The sequence below is a fragment of the Hydrocarboniphaga sp. genome (assembly GCF_028291725.1).
In the GTDB taxonomy this organism is placed as follows: Bacteria; Pseudomonadota; Gammaproteobacteria; order Nevskiales; family Nevskiaceae; genus Hydrocarboniphaga.
In genome coordinates, this window is the sequence record NZ_JAQGNT010000043.1 from 137,052 (window position 1) to 163,909 (window position 26,858).

Genomic DNA, 26,858 nt, shown 5'->3' on the forward strand with positions numbered 1-26,858 from the left:
TGCAGCCGCAACGACCGCAATCAACCGGGGACTGACATGCATATCGACGAAGCCATCCGCTCACGGCGCAGTGTCCGGGCGTTTCTCGACACGCGGGTCGCCGAAAACCTGCTGCGCGACTCGATCGAACTCGCGGCGAGGGCCGCGTCCGGCGGCAACCTGCAGCCCTGGCGCATCGTTGCGGTCACAGGCGACGCGCTGGCCGACATCCGCGCACGCGTGGCCACGCGCCTCACCGAACAGCCGGACGGCGAGCCCGGCGACTACGAAATCTATCCGCCCGCATTGTGGGAGCCGCATCGCACGGAACGCTTCGCCATCGGCGAGAGTCTTTACGATCTTCTCGGCATTGCACGCGAGGACAAGGCCGGTCGCAAGAAATGGTTCGAACGCAACTTCGATTTCTTCGGCGCCCCCGTGGGGCTGTTCTGCTTCGTCGACCGCCGCATGGGCAGGCCGCAGTGGTCGGACCTCGGCATGTACCTGCAGACCCTGATGCTGGTGCTGCGCGGCAAGGGCCTGGACAGCTGCGCACAGGAATGCTGGTCGCTCTACAACCGGACGATCGCGTCGGCGCTGCAGGTGCCGCCCGAACTCATGCTGTTCTGCGGAATGGCCATCGGCTATGCCGACAACGAAGCCGCGGCCAATCGCCTGCAGACACGCCGCCTGTCGCTCGATCAGTTCGCGGAGTTCCACGGCTTCTAGCACCGCCTGCATGCCAAGACATTCGGTGCTCCGAGTCGGCGCTGGTACAAAACAGAAGGGCCCCGCGAATCGCTTCGCGAGGCCCTCTCCGTCAGTCATGCGGCCCTAGCGGATTCCACTGCCGGCGAGTGCGTCCGAACTCCAGTCGCGTTCCTGCAAGGGCTCCACCAGGCCGAAGTCCGGCGAGTCGGCGACCGTGCCAACGGCCACGTAGCTACCCTTGCTGAAATCGTAGGACACGTAGGGTCCGGCCACCGGGATCGGCACTTCGGAGAACATGAAGAAGAAGTTGTAGACCGCGCGATAGAGCGCGCCGGATGCATCGTAGTCGTCCGACATGGCGTTGGTGTAGCCATCTTCGGCGAGGTAGAACACGCGGTGCGGAACGCTGTGCCGCTTGCCGGCTTTGAGGGTGGCGTCGACGATCACGACGCGCCGCAGCTCCCAACGCACGCATTCGGGGTTGAGGAACTTGTCGTGGACCAGGTTGGCCGCCGCGCAATGCTGGGCGTCCTTCATGAACTTGTAGTTGTTGGCCGGAATGAACATCTCCTTGCGGCCGACCAGCTTCATGTCGTAGCGCTCCGGCGAGCCCTGGAACACCTCGTTCTGATCCATGTTGATCAGGCCGCCGGACTGCGGCGAGGGCGTATCGAAACTCAGTTCCGGTGCCTGGCGCACGCGGCGCTGGCCCGGCAAGTATTGCCAGACCTGCTGGGGTTCTACCATCGGGTTGACGTGAATCTTCTGCAGCAGCTGTTCTCCTGCCGAGCGCGGCGGACCCATCGTGTTCAACTTCGCCCGGAAATAGATCGTCGAGTCCAACTGGGTCTTGTTGGGGTCGTAGTACGGAAGCTCCATCTGCGTCGTGGAATCACCGGCCAGCGTCGCCCGCCCGCCGTTGCTGACATAGGCCGTGGTGCGCACACGGCGCGCCGCCGGCTGCGGACGCATCAGGTAGTTCCAGATCGCCTCGTAACCGGTCTTCGGAATCGGGTACGGAATGCCGCCGAAGCAGGTCTTGAAGTCGGCCGATATGCCGCCGTCGGTGGTGCCGCAGTGCGTCGCATTCTTCAGCGTGTAGTCCTGGACGGATTTGGGCGCGGCGAAGGTGCGATGCGTGGGATAGATGTCGAGCCGGTAGTCCGCGTACTTCTTTAGCAGGGTCTTCTGGCCCTCCGTCAGCTTGTCCGCGTATTGCGCCATGTTCGCCGGCGTGACCGTGTACAGCGGCTTCTCGTCGGCATACGGGTCGGGATAGTCACTGGACCCCTTCTTCAGCCCGGGCGGCGGCGTGGTCAGGCCTCCCGTATAGGCGGGGATGCTGCCGTCGGCGCTGGCCCCGGCCTCGGCGCCGAACCAGGTGAGCGTGCTGCCGAGCTGCTTGGCTTCTTCCGGCGACACCGCGGCATGGGCGATCGACAGCGTGCCGAAGACGGTCAGAGCTGTGACGGTCAGGAATTGCTTTGCCTTCATATCGATTCTCCAATAGTTAGAATGAGGCTTTCAGCGTGAGCGACAACCAGCCGCGATCCACCAGCGGCGCACCGTTGGTGGTGCCGTCGTCGTTGACATGCGAGAAATAGCCGTTGTAAGCGATATTCACGTTGTACTTGTAGAGCACGTCGGCCGCGACGCCGAAGCTGTAAGTTCCCGAGCCCTTGTGCATCGACGTCGCCACATCCGCGCTGTTGCCCGCCAGGCCGACCGTGAACACCACCGGCAGCGAGATATCGGCACCCGCGATCGGCTGATACCAAGTGGGGCTGAACGACAGAAAGAATGCTGCGGCGTTCTTGGTCGAGCATCCGACATTCTCGCCGCCGGTGCAGGCCTCACCCTCCGCGTTGAAGACGCTCTCGTTGCTGCGAATCTTGGCGTAGTGCGTCGCCGCCAGTTCGACCGAGGTCACCGCAGAATCCCAGATCGCGTTCGAGCTGGAGTAAGCGATGGCATTGATCAGCGCGTTGTACAGATCACCACGCGCGCCCTCCGCAAGCGGCGCCAGTCCGACCGTGTTCAATGCCGCGTTGCGGCGATAGGTCGTCTCGAACGCCACGCTCACACCGGACAGGTTGCGGGCAACGCTGAAACCGTACAGACGTTCGTTCTCGGCGTAGGTCAGATGATAGTTCGAGGGCAGCATCGTGGTGGGATCGGGCGCGCCGCCGAGAACCCAGGGATTCACGTCGTCGAACTGACGGTAATAGACACCCATCGTGCCGCCGAGCCATGCCGGGCTCCAGCGCAGATTGACACCGTAGCTGCCGTGATTGTCGGCATCGACTGAGTCGGCGCGAGGCACGAAGGCCGCGAAGCCCGTTGCCAGCGGTATGGTCAGACGCGTCGGACCCTGGAACAGGAAGTCGCCCACGCCCAGATACGTTCCACCTTCCGGTGCACGGCCCGGCTTCCAGTCGAGCATATACTGCAGGCCCAACGACAAGTCATCGGCGATCTGAGCCTGCGCAGTGACCTGACTCACGGGCAGGAACAATTCCTTGGCCTGCGTGCCGGGCACCGACAGTGCCTTGCGTCCGTCGGTGGGCGATTGGGCATAAGCCACACCGTCCGAAAACAGCGCCTCGCCCCAGTAGGTTGCGAACTGCCCAACCTTCACGTTCACCGGCACCGGTCCCAGCTGCAGCTTGGTGAATGCAAAGGCATCCAGCAACTCGCCCGACGGACCCTTGTAGTAGCGGCTCGTCGGCGAGGTGAACTTGTTGTTCGGATAGGCACCCAGCGACGAATACGGAAGCCCGGTCACCGGCTCGTTGCCCGGCGCGGTCTCCACATCCTTGCCTGCGTAAGCGAAGTCATACCAGGCGGAGCCCGACAGCCGCACACCGGTATCGTGCTTGTAGACCACGTCGAGCTGCGAGAGCAGATCGAAGCGGTTGGTGACCAGATCGCCGGGGCCGAAGCTGTAATCGGATTCGTCGAAACCCACGTTGTGCGAGACGCGATCGTTGCGGCTCTGCACACGAATGCCTGTGTTGTAGCGAACGTCGTTGTCGAAGCGCACTTCGGTATCGGGCACGCCCAGATCCAGTGGCAGCGCCTGCGTCGTTCCCGCATAAGCCAGCAACAGCGTTGCCGACAACATACCCTGCCAGGCGGACTGCCCCGCCCGGAACATCACCTTGTTCATCATTTCTCCCCCTCATTCATCGCGGTCTCACATTCGAATAGTTCCGCCGGCCGTAGCCGTGCGAATGGATTTCTGCGCCTGCAAAGAAATCTCAGGGTGAAGTTCACAGAAGCCATGATGGCCATCAAGGACGGCTCACGACAATTCGATTGACTGCAGTAGCCAGCAACCAACCACCACACGAACGCTCCACTGTGACAACGTATTTCGCGTCCGCATCGCCTGTGGAAACACTGGTGGCGATTCGACGCCACGCGCGTCGACCTTCCTGTTAGGTCAAGTCAATCCATCTGTCCGCTTGCGCCATTGCCGAAACACCGGCCATGCCTACAATCGGGTTCCACGTCGAAGAGCCCGGCCCTCCACGAGGGAACCATTCGAAGCCAACGCATTGCCTGCCCGTTGCGCGAGTTCCTGCTCCGCCTACGCGCCGGAGGAGATCGCTAGATGATTTGTTTGCAGCGCTGGCCGACAGCGAGGATTTTGTCTGCTTTGATCTCGTTTCTGGTGTCATCGGCGGCCTTGAGCTTTGAGCCTCCGGTCGACACCCCCGCCGCGGTCAGTACACTGGGTCCGGCGAGCCCAATGGTCGGCATCGCCGGAGCCGGCGATCATCTGGTCGCAGTCGGGCTTCGCGGCGTCATCCTGTATTCGCCGGATGATGGCCGCAACTGGCAGCAGTCTCGCTCGCCGGTGAGTGTCGACCTGGTGGCCGTGACGTTCCCGACGCCCGAGCTGGGCTGGGCCGTGGGCCATCAGGGCGTCATCCTGCATTCGGTCGACGGCGGTCGCAGCTGGAAGCGCCAGCTCTCCGGAAAACAGATCAAGGATCTGTTTCTCGCATCAACTCCGGCTCCGCAAGCCGCATCGACGGAAGGCGACGCTGACCAGGCCTGGCTCGCCGAGTCCCTGCCGACGCTGCCGCTGATGGACGTGTGGTTCCAGGATGCACGAACAGGCTATGCCATCGGGGCGTTCAACCTGCTGCTGAGAACCGATGATGGTGGCGAGCATTGGGCGTACGCGAGCGCGCAGATCGACAACCCCGATAAGCTCCATCTGTACTCCATCCGCGGCGACGCGCACGACCTCTACATCGCCGGTGAACGCGGGCTCGTACTGCGACTCGACCCGGCCGATGGCCGATTCAAGGCGCTGCCGTCGCCCTACCGCGGAACCTTCTTCGGCATCGCGCTCAACAAGACCGGCGTGCTCACGATCTTCGGGATGCGCGGCAATGCCTATCGCAGCCGTGATCGCGGCCAGACCTGGGAAGCGGAGCGGACCAAGGTGCAGGCCGGCCTCGTCGGCGGCAGCAATCTCGAGGACGGCCGCGCGATCCTGGTGAGCCAGACCGGGCAGGTGCTCATCGAGAGTCCGGATACCGCGCAGTTCCAGAATCTCGAAGGTGTATTGCCCTTGCCGTATGCATCCCTCGTCATCACCGGCAACCAGATCGTGCTGGCAGGCATGGCCGGGCTGCGCCTGCACGCGCTACCCGCAGGAGTTCGTTAGCTATGGCCAGCATGGACAGCACCAAGATGCCGGTCGTGGAGAACCCGGCCGACTTCGATCGCAGGTCCGGTAACACGCTCGAGCGTCTGATCTTCAACTACCGGCTCTGGGTCGTTGCGATCTGCCTCGCACTGACGGCGCTGCTGGGCTGGCAGACGACCCGTCTGCAGATCAACGCCAGTTTCGAGCGAATGATTCCGCTGTCGCATCCCTTCATCAAGAACTATCTCGCCAACAAGTCCGAACTCAAGGGGCTCGGCAATACCTTGCGCATCGTGGTGGAGAACCCTCGTGGAGATGTGTTCGACGCGAAGTATCTTCAGCGGCTGTCGGAGATCAACGACGCACTGTTCCTGACGCGCGGCGTGGATCGCGCGTGGATGAAATCGCTGTGGACACCGCTGGTGCAGTGGACGGAGGTCACCGAGGACGGCTTCAGCGGCGGCCCGGTCATGCCACCCGACTACGACGGCTCGGATGATTCCGTGCAGAAGCTCAGGATAAACGTGGGCCGCTCCGGCATCATCGGCGCGCTGGTCGCAAGCGATCTCAAATCGAGCATGATCGTGCTGCCGCTGCTGGACGTGGATCCCGAAACCGGCAGGCCTCTTTCCTACGGCGACTTCTCGGCGAGGGTCGAGCGCGACATCCGCGGCAAGTTCGAAGCCGACGGCACGGTCAAGATCCACATCGTCGGCTTCGCCAAGCTCGTAGGCGATCTGATCGCCGGCCTGCGCAAGGTGATGGCCTTCTTCGCCATCGCAGCGCTGATCGCGGCCGGCATCATCTACTGCTACACACGTTGCCCGCGCAGCACCGCGCTGGTGATGCTGTGCTCGCTGGTGGCCGTGGTCTGGCAACTTGGCAGCCTAAACCTTCTGGGCCTCGAACTGGATCCCTACTCGATCCTGGTGCCGTTCCTGGTGTTCGCCATCGGCGTCTCGCATGGCGCGCAGAAAATGAACGGGATCATGCAGGACATCGGTCGCGGCACGCATCGCTACGTGGCCGCGCGATACACTTTCCGCCGCCTGTTTCTCGCCGGCCTCACCGCGCTCGCGGCAGACGCCGTGGGCTTCGGCGTGCTGGCCGTGATCGACATACCGGTCATTCGCAATCTCGCGATCGCGGCGAGCATCGGCGTCGCCGGGCTGGTGGTGACCAACCTGCTGCTGCTGCCGGTACTGCTGTCGTTCGTCGGTGTCGCACCCAAGGCGGCACACCGCGCTCTGCGTGCCGATAGCGGTAAAACCGTCGGCGATTTCAGCGGTCGTTTGCTCGCATTCCTTGGTCGTTTCACGGAGCGGCGCTGGGCCACGGCAGCACTCGTCATCACCGCCGTGATCACGGTCCTCGGCTTTGTCGTGAGCCAGAAGCTCAAGATCGGCGACCTCGATTCGGGTGCGCCGGAACTCCGGCAGGACTCGCGCTACAACCGCGATAACCGCTACATCAACGAGCACTACGGCCTGTCGAGCGACGTACTCGCCGTGATCGTGAAGACCGATGCCGACGGCTGCACGCAGTATCCGACGATGGTCGAGACCGATCGCCTGGGATGGCTGCTGCGGCAGACGCCCGGTGTGCAGGCCGTCGCCTCATTGGCCGATCGCGTGCGTCTCTATACCTCGGGTGGATTCGAGGGCAGCCCCAAGTGGTTCACCATCAGCAACGATCCGAACCTGATCAACCCGGCGATCGCCGCCGAAGCGGCGCTCACAACCGACCTGATGAACGCCGACTGCTCGGTGTTTCCGGTTGTGGCCTACCTGCAGGACCACAAGGCGGAGACGCTCAAGGGCGTCGTCGAAACGGTCCGCGCTTTCGCCAAGGCGCACGACACCGCCAATCTCAAATTCATGCTCGCAGCCGGCAGTGCCGGCATCGAAGCCGCGACCAACATCGTGGTCGAGCGTGCCAACCGACAGATGCTGGTCTACGTCTATGGCGCCATCGTGCTGTTGTGCTTCATCACCTTCAGAAGCTGGCGCGCCGTCGTCGTCGCGATCGTGCCGCTGCTCGTCACGACCGTGCTATGCGAGGCACTCATGGTCGCACTGGGCATAGGCGTCAAAGTGGCGACGTTGCCGGTGATCGCGCTCGGTGTGGGCATCGGTGTCGACTACGCCTTGTACCTGCTGAGTGTGCAACTTGCGATACAGCGGCAGGGTGTGGCATTGGCACCGGCCTACCAGCATGCACTGCGTTTTACCGGCAAGGTGGTTGCGCTGGTCGGCATCACGCTGGCTTCCGGCGTAGCGACCTGGGCCTGGTCGCCGATCAAGTTTCAAGCCGACACCGGGCTGCTGCTGGCCTTCATGTTCCTCTGGAACATGCTGGGTGCGCTGATCCTGATTCCCGCGCTGTCCCACTTTCTTCTTCCGACAAGATCGACCGCGGCGGTTGGCGCGGTCAGCTGATCGCACCGGTCAACCTCGGTGTCACGGGCCGGCATTGTTCGGGGCGAATGACATCGACACAATCGCCTCGAACCAGCGCTACCAGGCATCTCGGTCGTACATGTCAAACGAAGTCTCCCGGTACCGTTGTCTGCTGGTCGAATCGCGTGGTGCGGTCGATTGGGTAACGTTGAACCGGCCGCAGCAGCTCAACGCGCTGGACGCCGAACTCACCAGCGAATTGCTGGACTACTTTCAGCGACTGTACTTCGATCACGCGGTGCGCATCGTGGTACTGCGTGGCGCCGGCAAGGCCTTCTGCGCCGGGCTCGATCTCAAGGAGGCCGGCTCGACCGTGAAGCCGAGCCCCGCCGAAGCGCTGCGCAAACAGCGTAGCATCAGCGAGATCGTGATGCGCATGCGGCGTGCGCCGCAGCCCATCGTCAGCCTGATCCAGGGTGCGGCCTGCGGTGGCGGTTTCGCCCTGGCGTTGGCATCGGACATCCGCATCGCCGGAGAAAGCGCTCGCATGAACGCGGCCTTCATCCGCATTGGTCTTTCGGCCTGCGATATCGGCGTGTCCTATTTTCTGCCGCGCCTGGTCGGCGTTTCACTGGCCTCGGAGCTGATGCTCACGGGCCGTTTCATCGATGCGGCGCGTGCGCTGCGCAGCGGCCTGGTCTCGGAAGTGGTGCCGGACAAGGAGCTGGAACGGGCCACTCAAGGCTATGTCGACGACATGCTGGCGACAGCGCCACTGGGCCTGCGGCTGACCAAGGAAGGACTCAACCAGTCCGTGGATGCCGGCAGCCTTGAATCCGTGATCGCGATGGAAGACCGCCAGCAATGCCTGTGCGGACAAAGCGACGATCTGCGCGAAGCGATCGACGCCTTCATCGCCAAGCGGCCGCCGGTTTACCAGGACAGCTGATCCATCTGCAGGAAACTGCAAAGCCGGACATCAACAGGAGAATGATCGTGGACATTTACAAGGAAGATGCCTGCCGCGGCAAAGTGGTTTTCGTCGCCGGTGGCTCCAGTGGAATCAATCTCGGCATTGCACAGCGTTTCGCTGGGCTGGGCGCCACCATTGGCCTGATCAGCCGCAAGCAGGATCGTGTGTCGGCGGCCGTAGCCTCGATCAAGGAGGCGGGTGGACAGGCTATGGGCATCGCCGCCGATGTGCGTAGCTACGATGCGGTAGAAGCCGCGATCCGGCAGGTGCGCGACGCCTACGGCGAAATCGACGTGATCATCTCCGGCGCCGCCGGCAATTTCCTGGCGCCCGTGGTCGGCATGTCGGCCAACGCCTTCAAGACCGTCATCGACATCGATCTGCTGGGCAGCTTCAACGTGCTGCGAGCCAGCTACGCACACATTCGCAAGCCCGGCGCCTGCGTGATCTCGATCACGGCGGGCCAGGCGATACGCCCGACCATGTTCCAGGCGCATGCCGGCGCCGCCAAGGCCGGCATCAACAACCTGACCCAGACGCTGGCCATGGAATGGGGCCCGGCCGGCGTGCGCGTCAACGCGATCGCGCCGGGCCCGATCAGCGATACCGAAGGCATGGCACGACTGGCGCCGACAGCGGAGGCAACGAAGGCACTCAAGTCCAAGATTGCGCTTCGCGATTACGGAACCAAACGCGATATCGCCGACCTTGCAGTTTTCCTGAGTAGCGACAATGCGAAATACATCACAGGAGCCATCATCGATTGCGACGGCGGCTCTGTCATCGGTGATGCCTCGGCCGACGCGCTGACGATTCCCGCCCGCTGAACATCGTATTGGGTTCACCCCGGCATACGTTCCCAAGCAGCTACCGCTGCTGACCCGAGACCACGTCCTGTCACTGTCGCGCCCAACAACTCTTTTAAAAAATTCCTGGCGGTTCTTCTGGGCACCTGGGCAACCTGGCGTTAGCTCGATCAGGGTTCGGTTTCGAACTGCTTGAGCGTGCGGTCCATGGCGCTCCAGGGCTGGGCCGAACGGATCCAGAGATTGGCCCGAGGCGTCAGGCTGGCCGGGTCGTCCAGCGTACCGGCCTTGATGAAGACGAACCGCGGACGCGCGTCGAGCTCGCTCAGGATTTGCGAGCCGCATTCAGCGCAGAACCGGCGATGCGCCATGTTGCCGCGATCGGACCGCTTGCTGTAAGTCTTGAGCGTTCCCTGAAGCAGGCGGAACGCCGGCTTGGGCAGCATGACTATGGCGGCCGGTCCACCACCGGAAACCGTTTGGCAATCGCGGCAGTGGCAGAACATGAAGCTCAGCGGCTCTGCTTCCAACTGGTAGCGCACGCCACCGCAGAGGCATTGTCCGCTGCGTGAAACCGGTGCTTCCTGTGTGTCCATGGGAACTACTCCGACAGGTGAAGAAAAGGGCTCAAGCTTGTGCCTGGAATTTCCTGCGAAATCAGCAACGGCTATCTGACCGAATAGGAGCCATCGGACAGCTTCGCCAAAGCAGCGGATGCTGCCCCAGGCCATGTATGACATCGACGCAATGCGGCAGCCGCGGCTGTTTTATCTATTGTTGTGGCACGCGGGGCGTGATCCGCATGTGCATACCGCCGGCGGGCTTGATCGCCATCTGCACCCGCGGTTCGGGCAGCTTGCCGTTCGCGTGATCGAGCAGGAAGCGCTGCGAAATCATCGACAGCATCAGCAGGCCCTCCATGCGTCCGACGCGTTCGCCGACACAGCGGCGCTGGCCATGGCCGAAAGACAAGAAGGCGCATTTGGCACGCGAACGCTTCTGCTCTTTGGAATGCCGCTCGGGCTCGAAGCGTTCCGGGTCAGGCCAGAGCCGCGGATCGCGGTGCACGGTCCATGCGACGAAGCCCAGCGAAGTGCCCTTGCTGATCTCGTAGCCCTCCAGGCTCGTATCCACCAACGCTTCGCGTCCAATGAAGAGAAACGGCGGATACAGACGCAAGGCCTCGTCCAGCACCATTTCGGTGTATTCCAGTTTGGCGAGATCCGCCCAGGTCGGCACGCGGCCCTGCAGCACGCGGTCGATCTCGTCGAGCATGATGCGGCGCTTGTCGGGATTCGCCGCGAGCAGACCGAAGGCCCAGGTGGCGATCGTGGGCGTGGTTTCCTGACCACCGAACAGCAGTGCCACCACGTTGTCACGCAGCTCCACGTCGCTCAGCGGGCTGCCATCTTTCTTCACGGCCGCGAGCAGCACATCGAGCATGTCTTCTGGCTCATCGACGCGATGCGCCTTGCGTTCGGCGATGAGCCGATAAACGCGCTCGTCGATGCGCTTGAGGCAACGCGCTCCATCGCGCACCTTGGGCAGCAGCTTCACCAAGGACGATCCGCCCGAGAGAACGAGCGCGTTGATGTAGGTGTCCGTTCGGCTGAACCAGTCCAGCAACTGTGGAATCTCGCTGTGTTCGAGCCCGCGCACGAACAGCGTGCGCATCAGTGCACCGAACACGCCGGCACGCACGAAGTCGTACATCTCCACCGTCTTGCCGTCGTGCTGCAACTCCGCCAGGTGGTCGACCTCTTCCTGCACCGCTGCAACGGTCTGCACCAGATAACCCTGCAACATCTTCGGCGAGAACATCGGCAGCATCATGGAATGCAGCTGTTCCCAGTAAGCATGATCGGTGACCACCGGCATCGAATGCCCCAGCAACGGGCCGAGCAGGGCCTCCTGCTGCCGCGACATCCCGTAACTCGCAAAATCCAGACGCAGCACCTTCTCCACCAGATCGGCGTCGTGCAGCAGCACCAGGCTGGTCTGCCCCAGCGACACGCGGTAGATGCGCCCGTATTGCCGGAGCATTCGCTCCATGTAACGCAGTGGGTCGCGAATGAAATCGAAAGCCACGCCGACCAGGGGCAGACCGCGCGGGCCCGGCACTTTTGTCAGCTGCAGCGGCAGCCCATCGGTAATGTCTGTCATGGAACTCTCCTCGCTGAAAAAATGGAAGTCTTGAATTCGGCTGTTACCCGGGCGGGCATCAATCCATTCGCACGCCACCATCGACGTTGAGGGTCTGCCCGGTGATGTAAGACGCCTCCGGCGATAGCAGGAAGGACACCACTGCGGCCTGTTCTTCTGGGAGACCTTGGCGCCGCATCGGCACACCCCGCGCAACCATCTGCTTGACCTCGGCTGCGTTGAACTTGCCGCTGCGATCGGCGGCACGCGAGAAGGTGCCGTCCATCATGCCGGTATCCACCGAACCGGGGCAGATGCAGTTCACGCGGATTTGATGGCGCGCCAGTTCCTGCGCCATCTGCTGGGTCAAGCCGATCACCGCGAACTTGCTCGCGCAGTTGGCGCCGTAGTACGCCATGCCCATGCGCCCCGCCAGCGAAGAGAGATTGACGATGGCGCCGGGACGGCCGGCCTTGAGCAAGCCCTGCGCGCCGCGTTTGGAGACGTGATAGACCCCGTTGAGATTGACGTCGAGCGTGCGCTGCCACAGCTCATCTTCGAGATCGACGATGGCGGTCGCGCCGGCCGGTCCCGAGATGCCGGCATTGTTGACAATGGCGCCGATCACGCCGAACTCATGCTCAGCCTGCTCGTACAGGGCCCGCACTTGCTCGGGCTGAGTCACGTCGCAATCTACCGCGAGCGCTCGGCGGCCGAGGCTGCGAATCTCATCCGCCAGGGCCGCGATACCGCGCCAACCGCAGGCACGCTCATGCTCGGGAAAGTCTTGCTCCTTGCGTGCGATGGCCGATATAACCACGTCGGCGCCGTCGTCCGCCAGCCGCAGGGCGATGGCCCTGCCAATGCCGCGCAGCCGTCCCGCACCCGTCACCAGCGCCGTGACACCCTTCAGCTTGGAGGACGGCACCTCAGTGCTCCCGCACGGCGATCACGACCTTGCCGCGCATCTCCCGGATGCCCAGGGCGGAACGTCTGGCTTGCAGATCAACACTTTCCAGGCAACAACGTGTCGTCCCAACTTCCGATGGGCTTTTAGCGCGTGAAGCTCCATTCGATCGTGCGTATCTCGCGTTTGCATCGTTGCCGCAGCACGAGTTCGTCTTCATTGATCTGCCCATTCCGGTAGGCCCGGCATTTTTCGAAGGTCCACCGGAATGCCGGACTGACGCGGCATGCGGTTGATGGTCTGCAGATCGTCGTCGAGCGATACGAGGCGGCTGGTATGCCCGCCCAGCCTGCCGAAAGGATCGGCCGCCGGATCGAGCGCACCCCAGCAGTGAGCCATCGACACCACGCCCGGACGCATCGTCGAGTCAGAACGCACATAGCCGACGATTTGGCCACGGTCGCCGATAATCTCGACGGCATCACCCTCGCCGAGATCTTCACGCGACATGTCCTCTGGATTCACATAAAGGTAGTTGGGCACCTTGCGGCCAAGATTGCGTTCGTTCAGACGAAACATGCCATTGAAGCTTTCTACCAGGCGTCGCGAACTGAGCCGATAGGACTTGGCCGACTGTGCAGCGACGGCCAGGCAATCGCTGATTTCACCTGCAACATCTGCCGGACACAGGTCCAGCCGCGCCGTATCTTCGGCGGCCGGCGGCTCCAGGATCATGGTTGGAAGCTTGGGCTCGAAACCACGCGGATGCGTCTTCAGCTCGTCGAGCGATACGGGCGTCTGCTGGCACAGCCAGGCCAGCAGTCCCTCGCGCGAGGGCGGCGTCTGCTCGTCAAGCTTGATGCCGCCGGGTATCGCGGAATAGTCCATTCCGAAGATCGCGTTCTTGAAAGTCAGTTGTACTCCGAGCCGCTTGGCCAGGCCCCAGAAGAAGTAACTCTCCTCCATGACGCCTTCGGGCGCGGACAGGATCGCCGGCGTGTACTGGGCAAAGGGCTTGAAGAACACCATGTCATTGAAGGCGGTGAGGTCGGATTTCTCGAACGGCAGCGGCGGCGGAACCACGTAGTGCGCAAGCTTGGCTGTTTCGGTCATGCGCGGGTCCAGTACGACCAGCAACTCCAGGCTCTTTAAGGCTGCAAGCGTGCGCTCGGGATCGCCCAAGGCCATGACCGGATTGCCACCGAAGACAATAAGCGCCCTGATCTGATCCGGACCGCTTTCGAGGATTTCGCTGGGCAGGATCGATGTAGGGAATTCACCGTAGATCTGGCCATACTGCCCGTTGCGGCTGCGTGGTCCCGACTCCCAGCAACGCATCGGCGGAATAACCATCTCGCGCGGCAGCTTGGGTACAAATATCCCCGGATTCGGGACGACGTCGCCTGCTCGCAGGTAGCCACCACGCAGGGCGTTGAGTGTCTCGCAGAGGTGTTCAGCCAAATTGGAAAAATCCGACATACAGACGCCGGTACCGCAGCCGGCGGATGGTCTGCGGGCACGTCCGTACATTTCCGCCGCTGCCACCAGCTGCTCCTCCGGAATGCGGGCACGAGCCGCGACCAAGGCCGGGGTGAAATCGCGCACGGCAGCGCGCAGTTCGTCGAGATGGCTGACGTAGCGATTGCAGAAACTCTGATCTTCATAGCCCCGCTCGATCATGAGATTGATCAGGCAGGCAAAGATAGCGGCGTCGTGCCCAGGCAACGGCTGAATGAATAGATCGGCAAAGCGTGCCGTCTCCGTTCGCCGCGGATCGATGACGATGAACCGGGTACCGCGCGCCTTGGCGGCGCGGATGTGCGCCGCCTGGTTGCTGTTGGGAACCGGCGTGAAGGGGTAAGCCTCGTGGGAAACGATCGTGTTGTTGCCCGCCAGCAGCACCACATCGGTGTCCTCAAGCGCAGGACGGCCGCTCGCAAATATGCCCATGCGTTGCATGGTCACCCACTTGGATGACTGATCGATGGTCATCGTCGAAAACACATTCGGTGAGCCCATCGCCGAGACGAAGCTCTTGGCCGTGGGCCGCGCGATGGGATCCATATACGAGCCGGTTCCAAAAAAAAGACCCAGCGCGCGTGGACCATGTCGATCGAGTATCCCGCGCAAGCGCTCCGCGAGCGTGTCGAGCATGGCTTCCTTGGCGGCCGGTTCGAAACTGCCGTCGCCGTTGCGCTGCAAGCACTGTGTCAGGCGATTCTCCTGACCGTTGTGCAGATCGGCATTCATGTGCCCCTTGATGCACAGGTAGCCCGCAGATATCGCATGCTCGCGCTCCGGAGCAACGCTCAGGATGCGGTTATCCTCCACCTCTACCTTCATTCCGCAGTTCGCGGCGCAATTGCGGCAATAGGACAGATGCGTAGTGCTCATGGGCGACTCCTCAACGTGTTATCCGGCACAGGGATCGACGCGCGTGATCAGCTCTTGAGGTGACATACGCGGGGACCTGCTTCTTGCAAAGCTTGCTGTTGTCCGAGCGCGGCAACTGGGCATCGAAGTCGATGGAACGCGGACATTTCACATGCGACAGGCATTCGCGGCCGTGGGCGATCAGCTCGCGCTCCCACTCGAGACCAGCCCGCGACGGATCACGCTGCTGCACCGTCGCCGTAACCACCTCGCCGAACACCGCAACGTCGGGCGCGACCTCATGCGAGTAGACGTTTACAGCACCGCGTGACGCCCGGCCTTCACAGCGAGTAAGTGGAACACCTGTGCGCAGTGCTCGGAAGGCCCATCGAGGTCGGCGTAGATCACGACCTTGCCGCTGTCGCGCAGGATGGCGGGACCACTTGTCGGGCTGCGTCCTGGCGAGTTCGGTGAGATGCATGAGAGCTCAGATCACGGTGAAGCCGCCGTCGATGATCAGCTCCGTGCCGGTCATGAACTTGGATGCGTCCGAGGCGAGGAAGGCGATCACCGAGGAGATGTCGTCGACTTCGCCCATGCGGCCCATCGGGAATTGGCGCAGCACCATCTCCAGGCCGGCTTCGTAGGAGGGGATCAGGCCGATCTTTACCGCGTCGGTGAGGCCGCTGCGACCGAGGTCGGTATTGGTCGGCCCGGGATGCACCGAGTTCACGCGGATGCCGGTCTTCATGCGGGCGAATTCCACCGCCATCGCCTTGGTCAGCATGCGCACCGCGCCCTTGGAGGCACAGTAGGCCGCGTGCATCGGCCCGGCCACCTGGCCGTAGACCGACGACAGATTGACGATCGACGAGCCCTTGCTGGTTTTGGCCGATTCCGTCAGTAGAGGCAGCGCGGCCTGGCAGCCGAGCCAGACGCTGTCGACATTGATGCGCTGCACGCGCTGGTAGTCCTCGAACGAGGTCATCACGAATGGCTTGTTGAGAATGATGCCGGCGTTGTTGATCAGCACATCGAGCCGCCCGCATTCCTTGGCGATGCTCTCGATCACGCGCTTCCAGTCCGCGGCCTGCGTCACGTCTTGCGCGAACACCAGTGACTTGCCGCTCTGCTCGCGCAGGAGCGCCTGGGTTTCCTCGGCACCCTTCACGTCGATGTCGGTGCCGACCACCTGCGCACCCAACGCCGAGAGTTCCAGCGCGGTCTGGCGGCCAATGCCCTTGGCGATGCCGGTGATCAGGACGGTCTTGCCGCTTAAATCGAAGTTCGACATGGGTGCTCCTCAGGATTCGGGTGTGTTCAGAACGAACCGGCTTCTTTAGGCCGATTGCGCCCGCCGCCGCACTCCATCACCGCTTGTCGGCGCTTGGGCCGATTGACCTTATGAGCGGTGGTTCGGGCCGGCAATGACCCGAATCGATAGACCAATTGATCGCTCATGACACCGGTGCCGGAACATCCAGCTTATGCCACTACCAGCGCATAGCCATATCATCAATCAAAAGTCAATAGATTGGTCAAAAATCAGCAAACTGCAACGGCACCCCCACACTATTCCTCTCTAAGTTTCGCTCGGCATTTTTCAATGGCACTCCTCACGATCCACATCGCCAATTATTCTTACGTGCGCCATTTGTAGTCGTCTGTTTCAGCGGCGTAGTTAATGAACCAATCTAGCGATTCAGGATTCATCATCGCGTCTCGACTTGCGGCCTTTTCTGAGGGCCATCCCATGAGGATTTTCCGCACTGGAATTTCCATCTTTTTTCCAGTGAGGGTGTACGGGACCGCATCAACCGCATAGATCAAATCCGGGACGTGTCGCGGACTGCAGTCTTCACGCAACTTCGAGGCGATTTGCTTGACCAGATCGGGAGTGAACGCATGATCCGGCTTGAGTCTGACGAACAGCGGCATGAAGAAATGCCCGCCCGGCAGTTCGCAGCACACGATCAGGCTATCGGCAATTTGCGGTAGTTGATCAACCGCCCGGTAGATCTCCGCCGTGCCGATGCGCACGCCATGACGGTTGAGTGTCGAGTCCGAACGGCCGTAGATGTAGCAGCCGCCACGCGCGTTGAGCTTGATGAAATCACCGTGCCGCCAGACCGCTCCGTTCTCATTGCTGAAAATGTCGAAGTAACTCTCGTGATAGCGCTTGCCGCCGACATCGTTCCAGAAATAGATCGGCATCGACGGGAATGGCGTAGTCACGACCAGCTCGCCGACTTCATCGATCACTTCATGCCCGCGATCGTTCCAGGCATGCACATCCATGCCGAGCATGCGAGTCTGGATCTCGCCGGCGTACACCGGCAAGGTCGGCACCGCGCCGACAAAGCCGCTACAAATCTCGGTCCCTCCGGATTGCGAAGTCACCCATAAATCCGGCTTCACGGCTCGATAAAACCAGGCAAAGGTTTCCGGCGTGCTGGGCGCTCCGCTAACCAGCACGCCCTGCAGCGCCGACAGGTCGAACGTCTCACTGGGCTTGATCTCCGCCTTTTCCATGATCTGCACGAACGTCGGGCTGGCGCCGAAGTGGGTGGCGCGGGTATCGGCGGCCAGCTTCCACAGAAAGCTGGGGTCCGGATGCATCGGCGAGCCGTCGTACAGCACCACAGCCGAGCCGGTCAGCAAGGCGGCAATCAGCGCGTTCCACATCATCCAGCCGGTGGTGCTGTAGAACAGCATCACGCTACCGGGCTTGAGGTTCATGTGAAAGTGCAGCAACTTCAGATGCTCGATCAGCATGCCCACGTGAGAATGGACGATCGCCTTGGGCAGCCCGGTCGTGCCTGAAGAAAATAGCACCCAGAGCGGATGATCGTGCGCGACACGCTCATAGCGGAATTGCTCGCGTGGCACATCGGGATGATCCAGCACTGCCGTCCAGGTCATCAGCCGCGGCAGTTCGGGCGGCGAAACACCGGGCTCCATGCATGGAAGCCAAATCACGCACTCCAGCGATGGCAGAGCCTCGACGATACGGCATAGCTCGATTTCGCGAGAAAAACTGCGACCGCCAAATCGATAGCCGTCGCAGGCGAACAGCACTTTCGGCGCGATCTGGGAAAAGCGCTCGATTACGGTCTTGACACCAAACTCCGGCGCCGCGGACGACCACACGGCTCCGATTGCCGCCGTCGCCATCATCGCTATGGCGGTCTCAGGCACGTTCGGCATATAGGAGACGACGCAGTCGCCGGGCTTCACGCCCATCGACCGCAGCTGCGTGGCCACAATGCGGACCTGCCGGCCCAACTCGTGCCAGGACATCCGCGCGAGCGGCCTGGTCTCGGTCAGATGCTGAATCGCGATCTCATCTGCGCCAGCTTTCGACTCATGCCGCAGCAGATGCTCGGCGTAGTTGACGCGCGAGCCTTCGAACCATTTCGCGCCGGGCATCACGCATCGATCGAGAACCTGCCGGTAGGGCGTGTCGGACAATACGTCGAAGTAGTCCCACTGCGCTGCCCAGAATTCCTCAGGCGAGCGCACCGACCAGCGCCACAGCGCATCGTAATCCTCGAAATCTTTGCCGCGACAATTTCTCAACCAGGCCAGATGCTGAGTCAGATTGGAATTGCGCACCCAATCGACATCGGGCGTCCACAGCAACTCGCCTTCGACGACCAATTGGTCTGCCATGCTCATCGCCTACTTGACCCAGGGCCGCGCCTGCGTCGACATCGCCTTCTTGATCATGCCGAGCGTCTTGCCAGAGAGATTGCCGCTGCGGATCGCCTTGACGATCGCGATGATCTGCTTCGGAGTCATCTTCGGCGCCATGTCGGGCACGTCGTCGCCCCAGGCCCATAGACCGCCCATGTCCAGCGGGTGGTAGCCTGTCTCATAGCCGGCGTCGAACAGGTCACCGTCGGCGTAATGCTCAACCTCCTCGCCTTCCGGATCGAGCCAATAGTCGAAGATTTGACTACCGAGAATGTGGCGGCCGATTCCCCAGTGATGCTTCCAGCCTTTTGCGGACAGGTACTGCTGGCCTTGGCCAACACTGTCGAGATCGAAGGTTTCGTAGGCGCTATGCATGTACTGCGCGGCGACGTTCTGCATCAGCACCAACGAGTGGTGGTCGGTCGGCTCCTTGCCGCGATCCAGGCGGTTGAAACTCAGGGCCGGTGTCCCATCCTCCAGGCATTGCACGTCGGTCGGTATCAAACCGAAATGCGTCATGTACCAGTCGAGCGACTTGCGGAAATTGGATACCGACAGCACGGCGTGGCCGACGCGTTCCACCGGCGACGGCTGCAAGACAGGGCGCACTGTGCAGTTGATCCGCGGCTTCTCGAATGGGGTATTGATCGGCGTCAGCGTCGATTGAGTTGGAAAGCGCTCTACCGGCGTACGGCCCCAGACCGCGTCGGCGATGAATCCGTCCGGATCGTGCAGGCGCACCCGCTGCCCGCCGCCGGGGCCATCGATCGTCTCGATCGGCATGCCGGTGGCTCGACTCAGTGCCGTCAAATCCGACTCGCTGTTAAAGCTGAAACCGATCCCGATGTACCCCGATCGCGCTGCTTTTCCTAGCGCTTTTTTCTGCTGCCGAAAATCGTAAGCCGCGTAGATATACGGCAGCGTGCCAACGCCGCGCATGTAGACCGTATCGGCAGTCTGGGCAGCGAGATGCATGCCGAAATCGGCCAGGAACTGCTTTTGCTTTTCAAGATCGTTCTTGTTGAACAGGATGTAGGCGACGGCGTCGGCTTTGACGATTGCCTCCATCCGATCGATTCTGATCGTGCCGGCGGCCGCGACAGCGGCGGCGGACCGGTGTTCGCTGCCCGGATATTGGATGTCGGATTTCATAATGGCTCGTGTAGGTTCGATATACCGATCGACGTACTGATCTTTGCTTTCACGCGGCAGCCTTGAGCGCAGCCAGGGAATCGCGAACGATCTGCTCGGCATTGACCACCTCGCCGTCGTGCAGGATCGTCCGGTCAGGACGGATCACCGCACACCAGCCCGCCGGGACCTTCGTCATCAGCGGCTCACCGTCCATCACTTCGTAGAAGATGCCGGTACTGGCATTGCTGTCGCCGGCCGCACGCACATTCACGACCTGCCCTCCGCGCTCTTGCCACTGCCTGAGGCTGTCACCGCTCAACTGTGACTGCACATCCGCGCCGAAGCCGATCAAGGTCATTTTCGATCCGATCAGGTCGTCGCTGCGATGCGAACTGCCTTGCGGATTTTTGACGCGAAACTGCGGCAACATCGCGCCCCGGCGCAGCTTGCCGACGCCCGCCACGAAGAGACCTTCGCTAAACTCGTTCTTTGGCTTGGGACCGAAATCCTCAAGATACTTCCGCACCGGCGGTACCAGGCGCAGCAACCGCAGTGCGCCGTGGATGGTCACTGCCTTCAACCGGCTCCGCGGCATGATGACGCCCCCCATCTTCTTGGCGAGGTCGATCATTGCGATCGCATGCGGGCGCCGTTCCTGATCGTAGGTTTCCAGGATCGAAGCGGCAGCGTGACCGCGCAGCACCCAGGCCAGCTTCCAACTCAGATTCGCGGTATCGCGCAGGCCGCCGACCAGGCCCTGTCCGGCGAACGGCGGCGTGACGTGCGCGGCATCGCCGATCAGAAACGCACGCCCTTTGCTGTAGCGCTCACACGAGCGAGCCGCGAAACGATAGACGGCTTTTCGCTCAATGATCATGGCCTTTGTATCGCCCCAGGGCGCGAGCAGCCGACGGATCGACTCGTCCTTCTCCACCTCTTCGCGGGTTTCGCTGCCATTGAGCATGAACTCCCAGCGGGTTCTGCCGCCCGGCGCCACCATGTGAGGCGTGGGCCGATGCGGATCGCAAATGAACTCGATGTGATCGATGTTATTCGGCACGTTGAGCGCATCGACGATCAGCCAGTCTTCGCCGTAGGTCTGCCCGGTAAATTCCTGCCCGATGGCTTTCCTGACCGCGGACCCGGCACCGTCGGCGCCGATGATGAATTTCGCCGAAACATTCGACAGCTGACCATCGACCGTTTTCAATCGCGCAACAACCTGATCACCCAGGTCCTGGAAGTCGATCAGTTCGGTACTCGTCACCGCGGTAACGCTTGTTTGCGATTCGGCTCTGTTGCGTAGAGCGCGTTCGAGGTCCGGCTGGAAGAAAGTGACCTGCCGAGGATGGTCGTCAATCATGCCGCGCGTATTGATCGTGCCGAAATGGCCGAAATAAGGGCTGTGCATGCAGACTTTCTGAATCACGACTTTGTCGAACGCGTCGTCCGCCAAGCCCACCATCTGCAGGATGCGCAGCGCCTCGTTGTCTAGCGCGATCGCCCGCGGGGCCGTGAATATGGCCGGCGCCCGGTCGATCACGAGCGTACGAACACCGTAGCCACCAAGCAGGCATCCCATCGCCGCGCCCACCGGCCCGTAGCCGACGACCAGCACGTCGACCTCAGAAGGAATCAGCTTCTTCATGCAAATCCTCGGGCTGGATCAGCGACTCACGGTCGTATATTTGATTGTTATTACACTACTGACACTTTTATCATGATAGAGTTTTATATCTACAATGACAATGCCCTAATGCCATTGGGCAAGTGACCGGCCGAGCCAAGCTTCGGCGACGCGCACTTGAATACGGTTTTTTGTATCGGAACCACAACAAGAAGGATCAAGCCATGAAGAGACTTGCTTTACTGTTTCTGCTTCTGATATCCCCGCAGCTGCTTGCTGCTTCCCAAAAGACAGGTGATGCCGCCGTGACAAACTCCAAAGCCGAAATCGCAGAGCTGATCAATAGCTGGGGCTTCTACCGCGACCAGGAGGCTTGGGACGATTTGCTCGCCGCATTCACTGACGACGGCTCGATTTCCCTGAGCTGGTTTGACGGCCCCAACAAGGGCTTTGTCGCTGCATCAAAAAAGCTCGCCGAGCACAAGGACAACACCGTCAAGCACTACATCGGGGTACCGATGATCAAGCTCAACGGCGACCGTGCAATCGCCGAAGAAAACGTGACGATCATGGTCCGCGCCAAGACGCCGGTCGGCGAGATCGATACGACGTCCTATGCGCGCTTTTATGACTATGTCGTCAAGCAGAACGGAAAATGGAAAATTTTGAAACGAACCGCGATCTATGAGAAAGATCGAGCCGACGCCGTCGACCACGCCGCGCTGCCCGATGGCTTTTATAAGGACCTGGGCCAATACCCAGCACAGTTCAAATTCCTCGCTGCGGCGCTCGCAAAGGGAGGCAAATCAATCTCGCCGACCGCGGTGCTGGATAAGAGCCCCGCAATGCTGACGCTCTACGTCGACGGACAGAAGTGGCTGGCAGGTGACTAATAGATCGACCGACATCGGTTGCCGCATAGGCTCAGCTGGTCTGATAGTTCTGTCATAATAGAATTGATCATCTGTTCTGACAGACCCGGCACGTAAGCTCGATGTCAATGAAGACCCAATCTGCCAGCCGGCCATCGGCGAGTGGCACCCCCGCAATCAAGCCCAAGCCGCGAAAACCGGCGGCGGTCCCGAAGTCGGTTCCGGCTAAGGTCGGTCCAGCCGCGGCAATCGTAGTAGATGCCGCGCCGGAAAAAGAGACGCGTGGCTCTCGGCGAAAGCGCGAGACGCGCGAACGGCTGCTTGAGGCGGGTTTTCGCCTGATGGCCGAGCGCGGAATGGATGCCGTCGCGATCAACGAAATCACCGAAGCTGCCGACGTTGGCTTCGGCTCCTTCTATAACCACTTTGATACGCGTGAAGCGCTCTACGCGGCCATCGTCGATGTGGAATTCGAGAAATTCGGCGACGCGCTGGACCGGCTGGTGCGGGACATCGAAGATCCGGCTGAAGTCATCGCAATATCGATTCGCCACACCCTGTTGAACGCCCAGCAGAATCCGCTTTGGGGCCGCCTGCTGATACGCGAAGGATTGACTCCGGACCTGGTTTCGCGTGGCCTCGGTGTGCGACTGATGCGCGACATCACACGAGGTGTTGCCAGTGGTCGGTTTAAGGCCCCCGATCCGATCATGAGCTTCATCGCCATCAGCGGCGGCATCCTGGTCGCCATATCCGCCGAAATCCAGATGAGGGGCGGTGACGGCGCTGCGTTCACCCGCCACGGCTTGGACCAGCAGAGCCTGCCGGAACGGGCTGCGGCCTTCTTGATCCATGGCCTGGGCATTTCGTTCGCCGAGGCTGGCAAGATCGCCCGCAAGCGTTTGCCGGTGATTCAGGGGTCATCGCTACCTTAGACGACCGGCCTTTTAGACGTGTGGGCTCTTTCGCCTGGACAAGGCCTGGCGGCGAGTTAGGTCAGAACCTGCTCTAGAACGTCGTTCACCAGCGTGCCGACGCCGCTCACCTCCACCTCGACGCGTGTGCCCGGAACCAGCAGCACTCTCGGATTGCGCAGTGCGCCGATGCCCTTGGGCGAGCCAGTGACCATTATGTCACCCACTTCCAGCCAGGCGAATTCAGAGATGAAGCTGATCAGCTGCGCGAAGCTGAAGATCAGATCATCGACCGGCATGCGCTGCATCTCGTTGCCGTCGACACGGCAGACCATGGTCATGGTGGCGAGATCGACTTCGTCCGGTGTGGCCAGGCAGGGACCGAAGCCGCCGCTGCGATAGGCATTTTTGCCGGCCGTGATTTGCGGAGAAGCCTGCTGATAGCTCCGTGCACTCGCGTCGTTGAAGGCCGAGTAGCCGGCAATGTAGTCGAGCGCCGACTCCACCGGGACATTGCGGCCACGCTTGCCGATCACCAGCGCAATCTCGCCCTCAAAATCGAAGATGGGTTCGAGCTTGGGCTTCTCCAGAGGCTGCCCGGAGCCCACCAGGGTCGCGTTGGCGCGCAGGAAAAGAATGGGCTTGGGCGGTAAGTCCTTCAGGCCCATGTAGGCCTTGGCCTCGTTGAAGTGCGAATGCGTATTCATGCCCGCACACCAAATCGTGCCCGGGTTCGGGATGGGCGGCAGGAGTTCGATTTGCTCCAGCCGGAGATCGGGCGCCGCGCCTTCAAGCAGCCCCGCGGCGGACTTGAGCCCTTCGCCATCGGCGCTGGAGAGCAGGCTTTTCAGGTCGGGGAAGCGCTTGCCCAGATGCTTCGAGAGATCGACTGCTCCATCGCCCTTGAGAGCGCCGTAGCCAGACTGGCTTTGAATGCGAAAACTGATCAGCTTCATGAACGAGCTCCAAAGCGTGGATGCGCTGCATGGTTGAGCAACAGTGAGCAGTGAAGAACGAGCACCTCAAATTGCTTGCGGGCAAAGATCGTGAGCCGACTGGCGTGCATCAGAACTGCACGCTCAACCGGACTCCGTAAGTCCGAGGATCGCTGTAGCTCGCGGAGTCGATTCCGCTTTGGCTGGCAGTGGACGTCAGGCTTCGCGTGTTCTCAATGTTGCGGATATATGCCGAAACTGACCAAACATAGGTCGCGTTCTTCGGTGTGAGGACGATTTGGGCCTGGCTGCGCCATGCATCGCCCTGCTGCTGAAAGGGCAGATATTGGAACCCAACATAGTAGCTCGTGCGGTACTGAGTCTCTGCGCTCAGCAGTACGATGTAATCGGAGACGGGAATCGCCTGAGAAAGCGATAAATTGAGCGTCCACTTCGGAGAATTGAATCCCGGGTAACCGTCACAATTCACATGATATGAATCGCCGCCGGCGTTTTTCGTACTGGGGCATCCCACGAGTTGTGGCGGTGAATTGTCCGTAGTGATGATCGGGATAACGTCGACGATCGGGGTGTCATACTGAAAAGCGTTATAAGTCGAATCGAGATACTGCAGTGTCGCGCCCGCATGCATTCCCGGCCAGGGTAGCGCCTTGGCATCGAGTTCAAAGCCACGGATGCTCGATGAGCCGATGTTCTGGATAATGAAGTTCAGGTTGCCGTTGGTATCCTCGCCCAAATAACCCAGCTGTTGATCCTTGTATTCCCAATCGAACGCTTCTGCGTTGAGCTCGAAGTTGCCATTCCAGAAACGGTTCTTCGAGCCCACTGTGTAGGCGATGATCTTTTCCGGTCGGTAGCTCTCGTAGCCGGCGGCAATCGAGAAGCCTCCCGACCGGAAGCCGTTCTCGACGCTGGCGTAAAGCAGCGATTCGGGCTCCAGATCGTATTCAAGCGCGCCACGGAACGTTGGCCTGCCCTGGTTGAGCTTTGCTTGCTCACTCGTGATCTGGCGAATGATGATCGTCTCTTCCGGGAGCTGTACCGTTGGCAGCCCTCCGGCAGTCGGGATATTGAATGGCTGATCTTCAGGTTTGGGTGCATAGATAAACAGCCGGGCGTTGGGGCAATTCGGAATCCCGATGATCTTATTGATACAGACCATGGCCAAGCCGTCCGTATTCCCATCAAACTTCTTCCAGTCACGGGTGTACCGGGCACCGCCCACTACTCGCAGGTCATCCGTCACGTGGAAGGTGAGCCGGGCGAAGGCAGCTGCGGAGCTTGAATCACTATCGTAAAACTGGCGTGCGTAGACGGCCGACTGATTGATAGCGCCATCCGATGACACGGCTTCATGGTAGAAATACATGCCTGTCGTGTAATCGAGAAGCTCTCCTCCGGCGCTGGCCAATCGCGTTTCGACGCTGAATTGATTTCCGGTATCAACGGACCCCAGCGAGAACGGCGTGCCAACGATCACATTGGAATGATAGCCGCGGTATGCCGGAATGAACGTGACAACGCCTGCGTTCGTGGTCCAGTCCAATTCGGCATTGGTCCCGTAATAGTCGCTGTCGGATAAAGGATAAGGACTCAAATGATCATAATTTCGCCCGACCTGCGGAATGAAGAGCGTTGTCCGGTAGTCCTGCAATTTGGTTGAGAACAAGCCTTCGCTGGGGGAAAAATGCGTCGGCGTAGCCGTATAAGCGCCTGCCCGGGAATCGTACTGGCTGTAGTCCAGATACGTGCTGGACCCGCCGACTCCACCAGCATGCGAATAATCCCCGGACAATCGTAACGTGACGTCGTCGGAGAGCTGACTCTTTTCCTGTAGCCGAACGGACTTGATGTTTTTATCGCCGGTGCCGTCGTTTGCAAAGCCATCGTTAGCGGTCACCAGTGCCGAAAGCCGGATGGCGCTGTCTTCACCAATCGGCTCATTGAATGCACCCTCGGCGTTGTAGAAGGCATAGTTGCCGTATCCCACATTGAAGTAGCCCGATGTTTGCCCCAACTGCGGCTCCACGGGCAATACATTGAGTGCGCCACCGGTCGCATTTCGCCCATACAAGGTGCCCTGCGGGCCCTTCAACAATTCGATGCGTTGCAAATCAAAGAAAAGGCCTTGAGTCGAAGTCGAGCGACCGATGTAAACGCCGTCGTAATTGAAGGCCACCGCAGGATCGGTGTAACCCAGTTGGGAAAATGTGCCGACCCCGCGGACGAAGTTGCTGATGCCGTTGCTCACGAGCGCCGGCATTTTCTCGTTGAGCCGCGTCAAATCGACAATTCCGGACTTTTCCAGATCGTCTCCGGAGACGACATCCAAGGCTACGGCCGCCTTTTGCGCGCTTTCGACACGATGCTGGGCCGTAACCACGATTTCTTCCAGGCCGCCTGGCTCACTGCTGTCTCGAGCTTCGGCCTCCACCGGAGTCTCAGCCGGTGTATCGACGGGAATAGATGAAAGCTCCGGCGCCCCCGCAGCCTGACCGTCAGGCGTACTACCCTGCGCGACGGGAGCTTCCTGCGCAGAAGCGACCACCGACCAAGACAGGGGCAATACAAGCGCGAACGCTCGAAACACAGACAGGGACATGCTGGGCTCTCCTCCGATTTTCTTTCTTATATTGATAGCTTGTGCATATCTGATAATTTTGTCAATATCGATTTTCCAATCTGGGATGACGTTAGCCCCAG

19 protein-coding genes are annotated in these 26,858 nt (G+C 61.0%); 7 read left to right on the top strand and 12 right to left on the bottom strand.

The features are described from left to right. Nucleotides 1-36 precede the first annotated feature (36 nt). On the top strand, nucleotides 37-708 hold the full coding sequence (locus tag JWQ90_RS12390) for a nitroreductase (RefSeq protein WP_299694237.1): 672 nt from the start codon (nucleotides 37-39) through the stop codon (nucleotides 706-708). A gap of 105 nt (nucleotides 709-813) precedes the next feature. On the opposite strand, the gene JWQ90_RS12395 is transcribed toward JWQ90_RS12390, so the two are convergent. Together JWQ90_RS12395 and JWQ90_RS12400 are read right to left on the bottom strand one after the other, a co-directional pair. Then, nucleotides 814-2,184 (bottom strand): DUF1329 domain-containing protein, encoded by a 1,371-nt coding sequence (locus tag JWQ90_RS12395; protein ID WP_299694240.1) that lies wholly within the window; start codon nucleotides 2,182-2,184, stop codon nucleotides 814-816. A 16-nt stretch (nucleotides 2,185-2,200) separates the two neighbouring features. Continuing rightward, on the bottom strand, nucleotides 2,201-3,859 hold the full coding sequence (locus JWQ90_RS12400) for a DUF1302 family protein (RefSeq protein ID WP_299694243.1): 1,659 nt from the start codon (nucleotides 3,857-3,859) through the stop codon (nucleotides 2,201-2,203). Nucleotides 3,860-4,444: 585 nt separating this feature from the next. Here JWQ90_RS12400 and JWQ90_RS12405 point away from each other — a divergent pair. The 4 genes from JWQ90_RS12405 to JWQ90_RS12420 all read left to right on the top strand — a co-directional run bounded on the left by JWQ90_RS12405 (nucleotide 4,445) and on the right by JWQ90_RS12420 (nucleotide 9,555). Further along, entirely contained in the window at nucleotides 4,445-5,374 is a 930-nt protein-coding gene (locus JWQ90_RS12405) for a YCF48-related protein (RefSeq protein ID WP_299694246.1), read from the top strand. A gap of 2 nt (nucleotides 5,375-5,376) precedes the next feature. Further along, complete coding sequence (locus tag JWQ90_RS12410) at nucleotides 5,377-7,794, top strand: MMPL family transporter (protein ID WP_299694249.1); 2,418 nt, start codon at nucleotides 5,377-5,379, stop codon at nucleotides 7,792-7,794. 100 nt (nucleotides 7,795-7,894) lie between these two features. After that, nucleotides 7,895-8,704: an enoyl-CoA hydratase/isomerase family protein gene (locus tag JWQ90_RS12415; RefSeq protein WP_299694252.1), complete on the top strand. Its 810-nt coding sequence runs from the start codon at nucleotides 7,895-7,897 to the stop codon at nucleotides 8,702-8,704. 41 nt (nucleotides 8,705-8,745) lie between these two features. After that, the gene (locus JWQ90_RS12420) at nucleotides 8,746-9,555 is read left to right on the top strand and encodes an SDR family oxidoreductase (RefSeq protein WP_299694255.1); all 810 of its coding nucleotides are present in this window, start codon (nucleotides 8,746-8,748) and stop codon (nucleotides 9,553-9,555) included. A gap of 149 nt (nucleotides 9,556-9,704) precedes the next feature. Here JWQ90_RS12420 and JWQ90_RS12425 read toward each other — a convergent pair whose 3' ends face one another. The 8 genes from JWQ90_RS12425 to JWQ90_RS12460 form a co-directional block, all read right to left on the bottom strand. Continuing rightward, a complete protein-coding gene (locus tag JWQ90_RS12425; protein ID WP_299694258.1) occupies nucleotides 9,705-10,274 on the bottom strand; it encodes a GFA family protein in 570 nt (189 codons plus the stop codon). 31 nt (nucleotides 10,275-10,305) lie between these two features. Further along, complete coding sequence (locus JWQ90_RS12430) at nucleotides 10,306-11,697, bottom strand: cytochrome P450 (RefSeq protein ID WP_299694261.1); 1,392 nt, start codon at nucleotides 11,695-11,697, stop codon at nucleotides 10,306-10,308. Nucleotides 11,698-11,755: 58 nt separating this feature from the next. Then, nucleotides 11,756-12,604: an SDR family NAD(P)-dependent oxidoreductase gene (locus JWQ90_RS12435; RefSeq protein ID WP_299694264.1), complete on the bottom strand. Its 849-nt coding sequence runs from the start codon at nucleotides 12,602-12,604 to the stop codon at nucleotides 11,756-11,758. 195 nt (nucleotides 12,605-12,799) lie between these two features. Further along, entirely contained in the window at nucleotides 12,800-14,977 is a 2,178-nt protein-coding gene (locus tag JWQ90_RS12440; RefSeq protein ID WP_299694267.1) for a molybdopterin-dependent oxidoreductase, read from the bottom strand. Nucleotides 14,978-15,443: 466 nt separating this feature from the next. Beyond that, on the bottom strand, nucleotides 15,444-16,250 hold the full coding sequence (locus tag JWQ90_RS12445) for an SDR family oxidoreductase (protein WP_299694270.1): 807 nt from the start codon (nucleotides 16,248-16,250) through the stop codon (nucleotides 15,444-15,446). A gap of 347 nt (nucleotides 16,251-16,597) precedes the next feature. Then, nucleotides 16,598-18,616, bottom strand: a complete 2,019-nt coding sequence (locus tag JWQ90_RS12450) for an acetoacetate--CoA ligase (RefSeq protein ID WP_366919505.1) — start codon at nucleotides 18,614-18,616, stop codon at nucleotides 16,598-16,600. A 21-nt stretch (nucleotides 18,617-18,637) separates the two neighbouring features. After that, complete coding sequence (locus JWQ90_RS12455) at nucleotides 18,638-19,804, bottom strand: VOC family protein (protein ID WP_299694276.1); 1,167 nt, start codon at nucleotides 19,802-19,804, stop codon at nucleotides 18,638-18,640. A gap of 49 nt (nucleotides 19,805-19,853) precedes the next feature. Next, nucleotides 19,854-21,434: a bifunctional 3-(3-hydroxy-phenyl)propionate/3-hydroxycinnamic acid hydroxylase gene (locus JWQ90_RS12460; RefSeq protein WP_299694279.1), complete on the bottom strand. Its 1,581-nt coding sequence runs from the start codon at nucleotides 21,432-21,434 to the stop codon at nucleotides 19,854-19,856. A gap of 203 nt (nucleotides 21,435-21,637) precedes the next feature. Between JWQ90_RS12460 and JWQ90_RS12465 the strand changes: the two genes are divergently transcribed. Together JWQ90_RS12465 and JWQ90_RS12470 are read left to right on the top strand one after the other, a co-directional pair. Then, the gene (locus tag JWQ90_RS12465; protein ID WP_299694282.1) at nucleotides 21,638-22,306 is read left to right on the top strand and encodes a nuclear transport factor 2 family protein; all 669 of its coding nucleotides are present in this window, start codon (nucleotides 21,638-21,640) and stop codon (nucleotides 22,304-22,306) included. A gap of 107 nt (nucleotides 22,307-22,413) precedes the next feature. After that, nucleotides 22,414-23,220, top strand: coding sequence for a TetR/AcrR family transcriptional regulator (locus tag JWQ90_RS12470; RefSeq protein ID WP_299694286.1), 807 nt, complete (start codon nucleotides 22,414-22,416; stop codon nucleotides 23,218-23,220). Nucleotides 23,221-23,276: 56 nt separating this feature from the next. On the opposite strand, the gene JWQ90_RS12475 is transcribed toward JWQ90_RS12470, so the two are convergent. Together JWQ90_RS12475 and JWQ90_RS12480 are read right to left on the bottom strand one after the other, a co-directional pair. After that, nucleotides 23,277-24,155: a fumarylacetoacetate hydrolase family protein gene (locus JWQ90_RS12475; RefSeq protein ID WP_299694289.1), complete on the bottom strand. Its 879-nt coding sequence runs from the start codon at nucleotides 24,153-24,155 to the stop codon at nucleotides 23,277-23,279. 109 nt (nucleotides 24,156-24,264) lie between these two features. After that, nucleotides 24,265-26,757 carry a TonB-dependent receptor gene (locus JWQ90_RS12480; RefSeq protein ID WP_299694292.1) on the bottom strand — a complete coding sequence of 831 codons (2,493 nt, stop codon included), beginning with the start codon at nucleotides 26,755-26,757 and terminating at the stop codon, nucleotides 24,265-24,267. Nucleotides 26,758-26,858 lie beyond the last annotated feature (101 nt).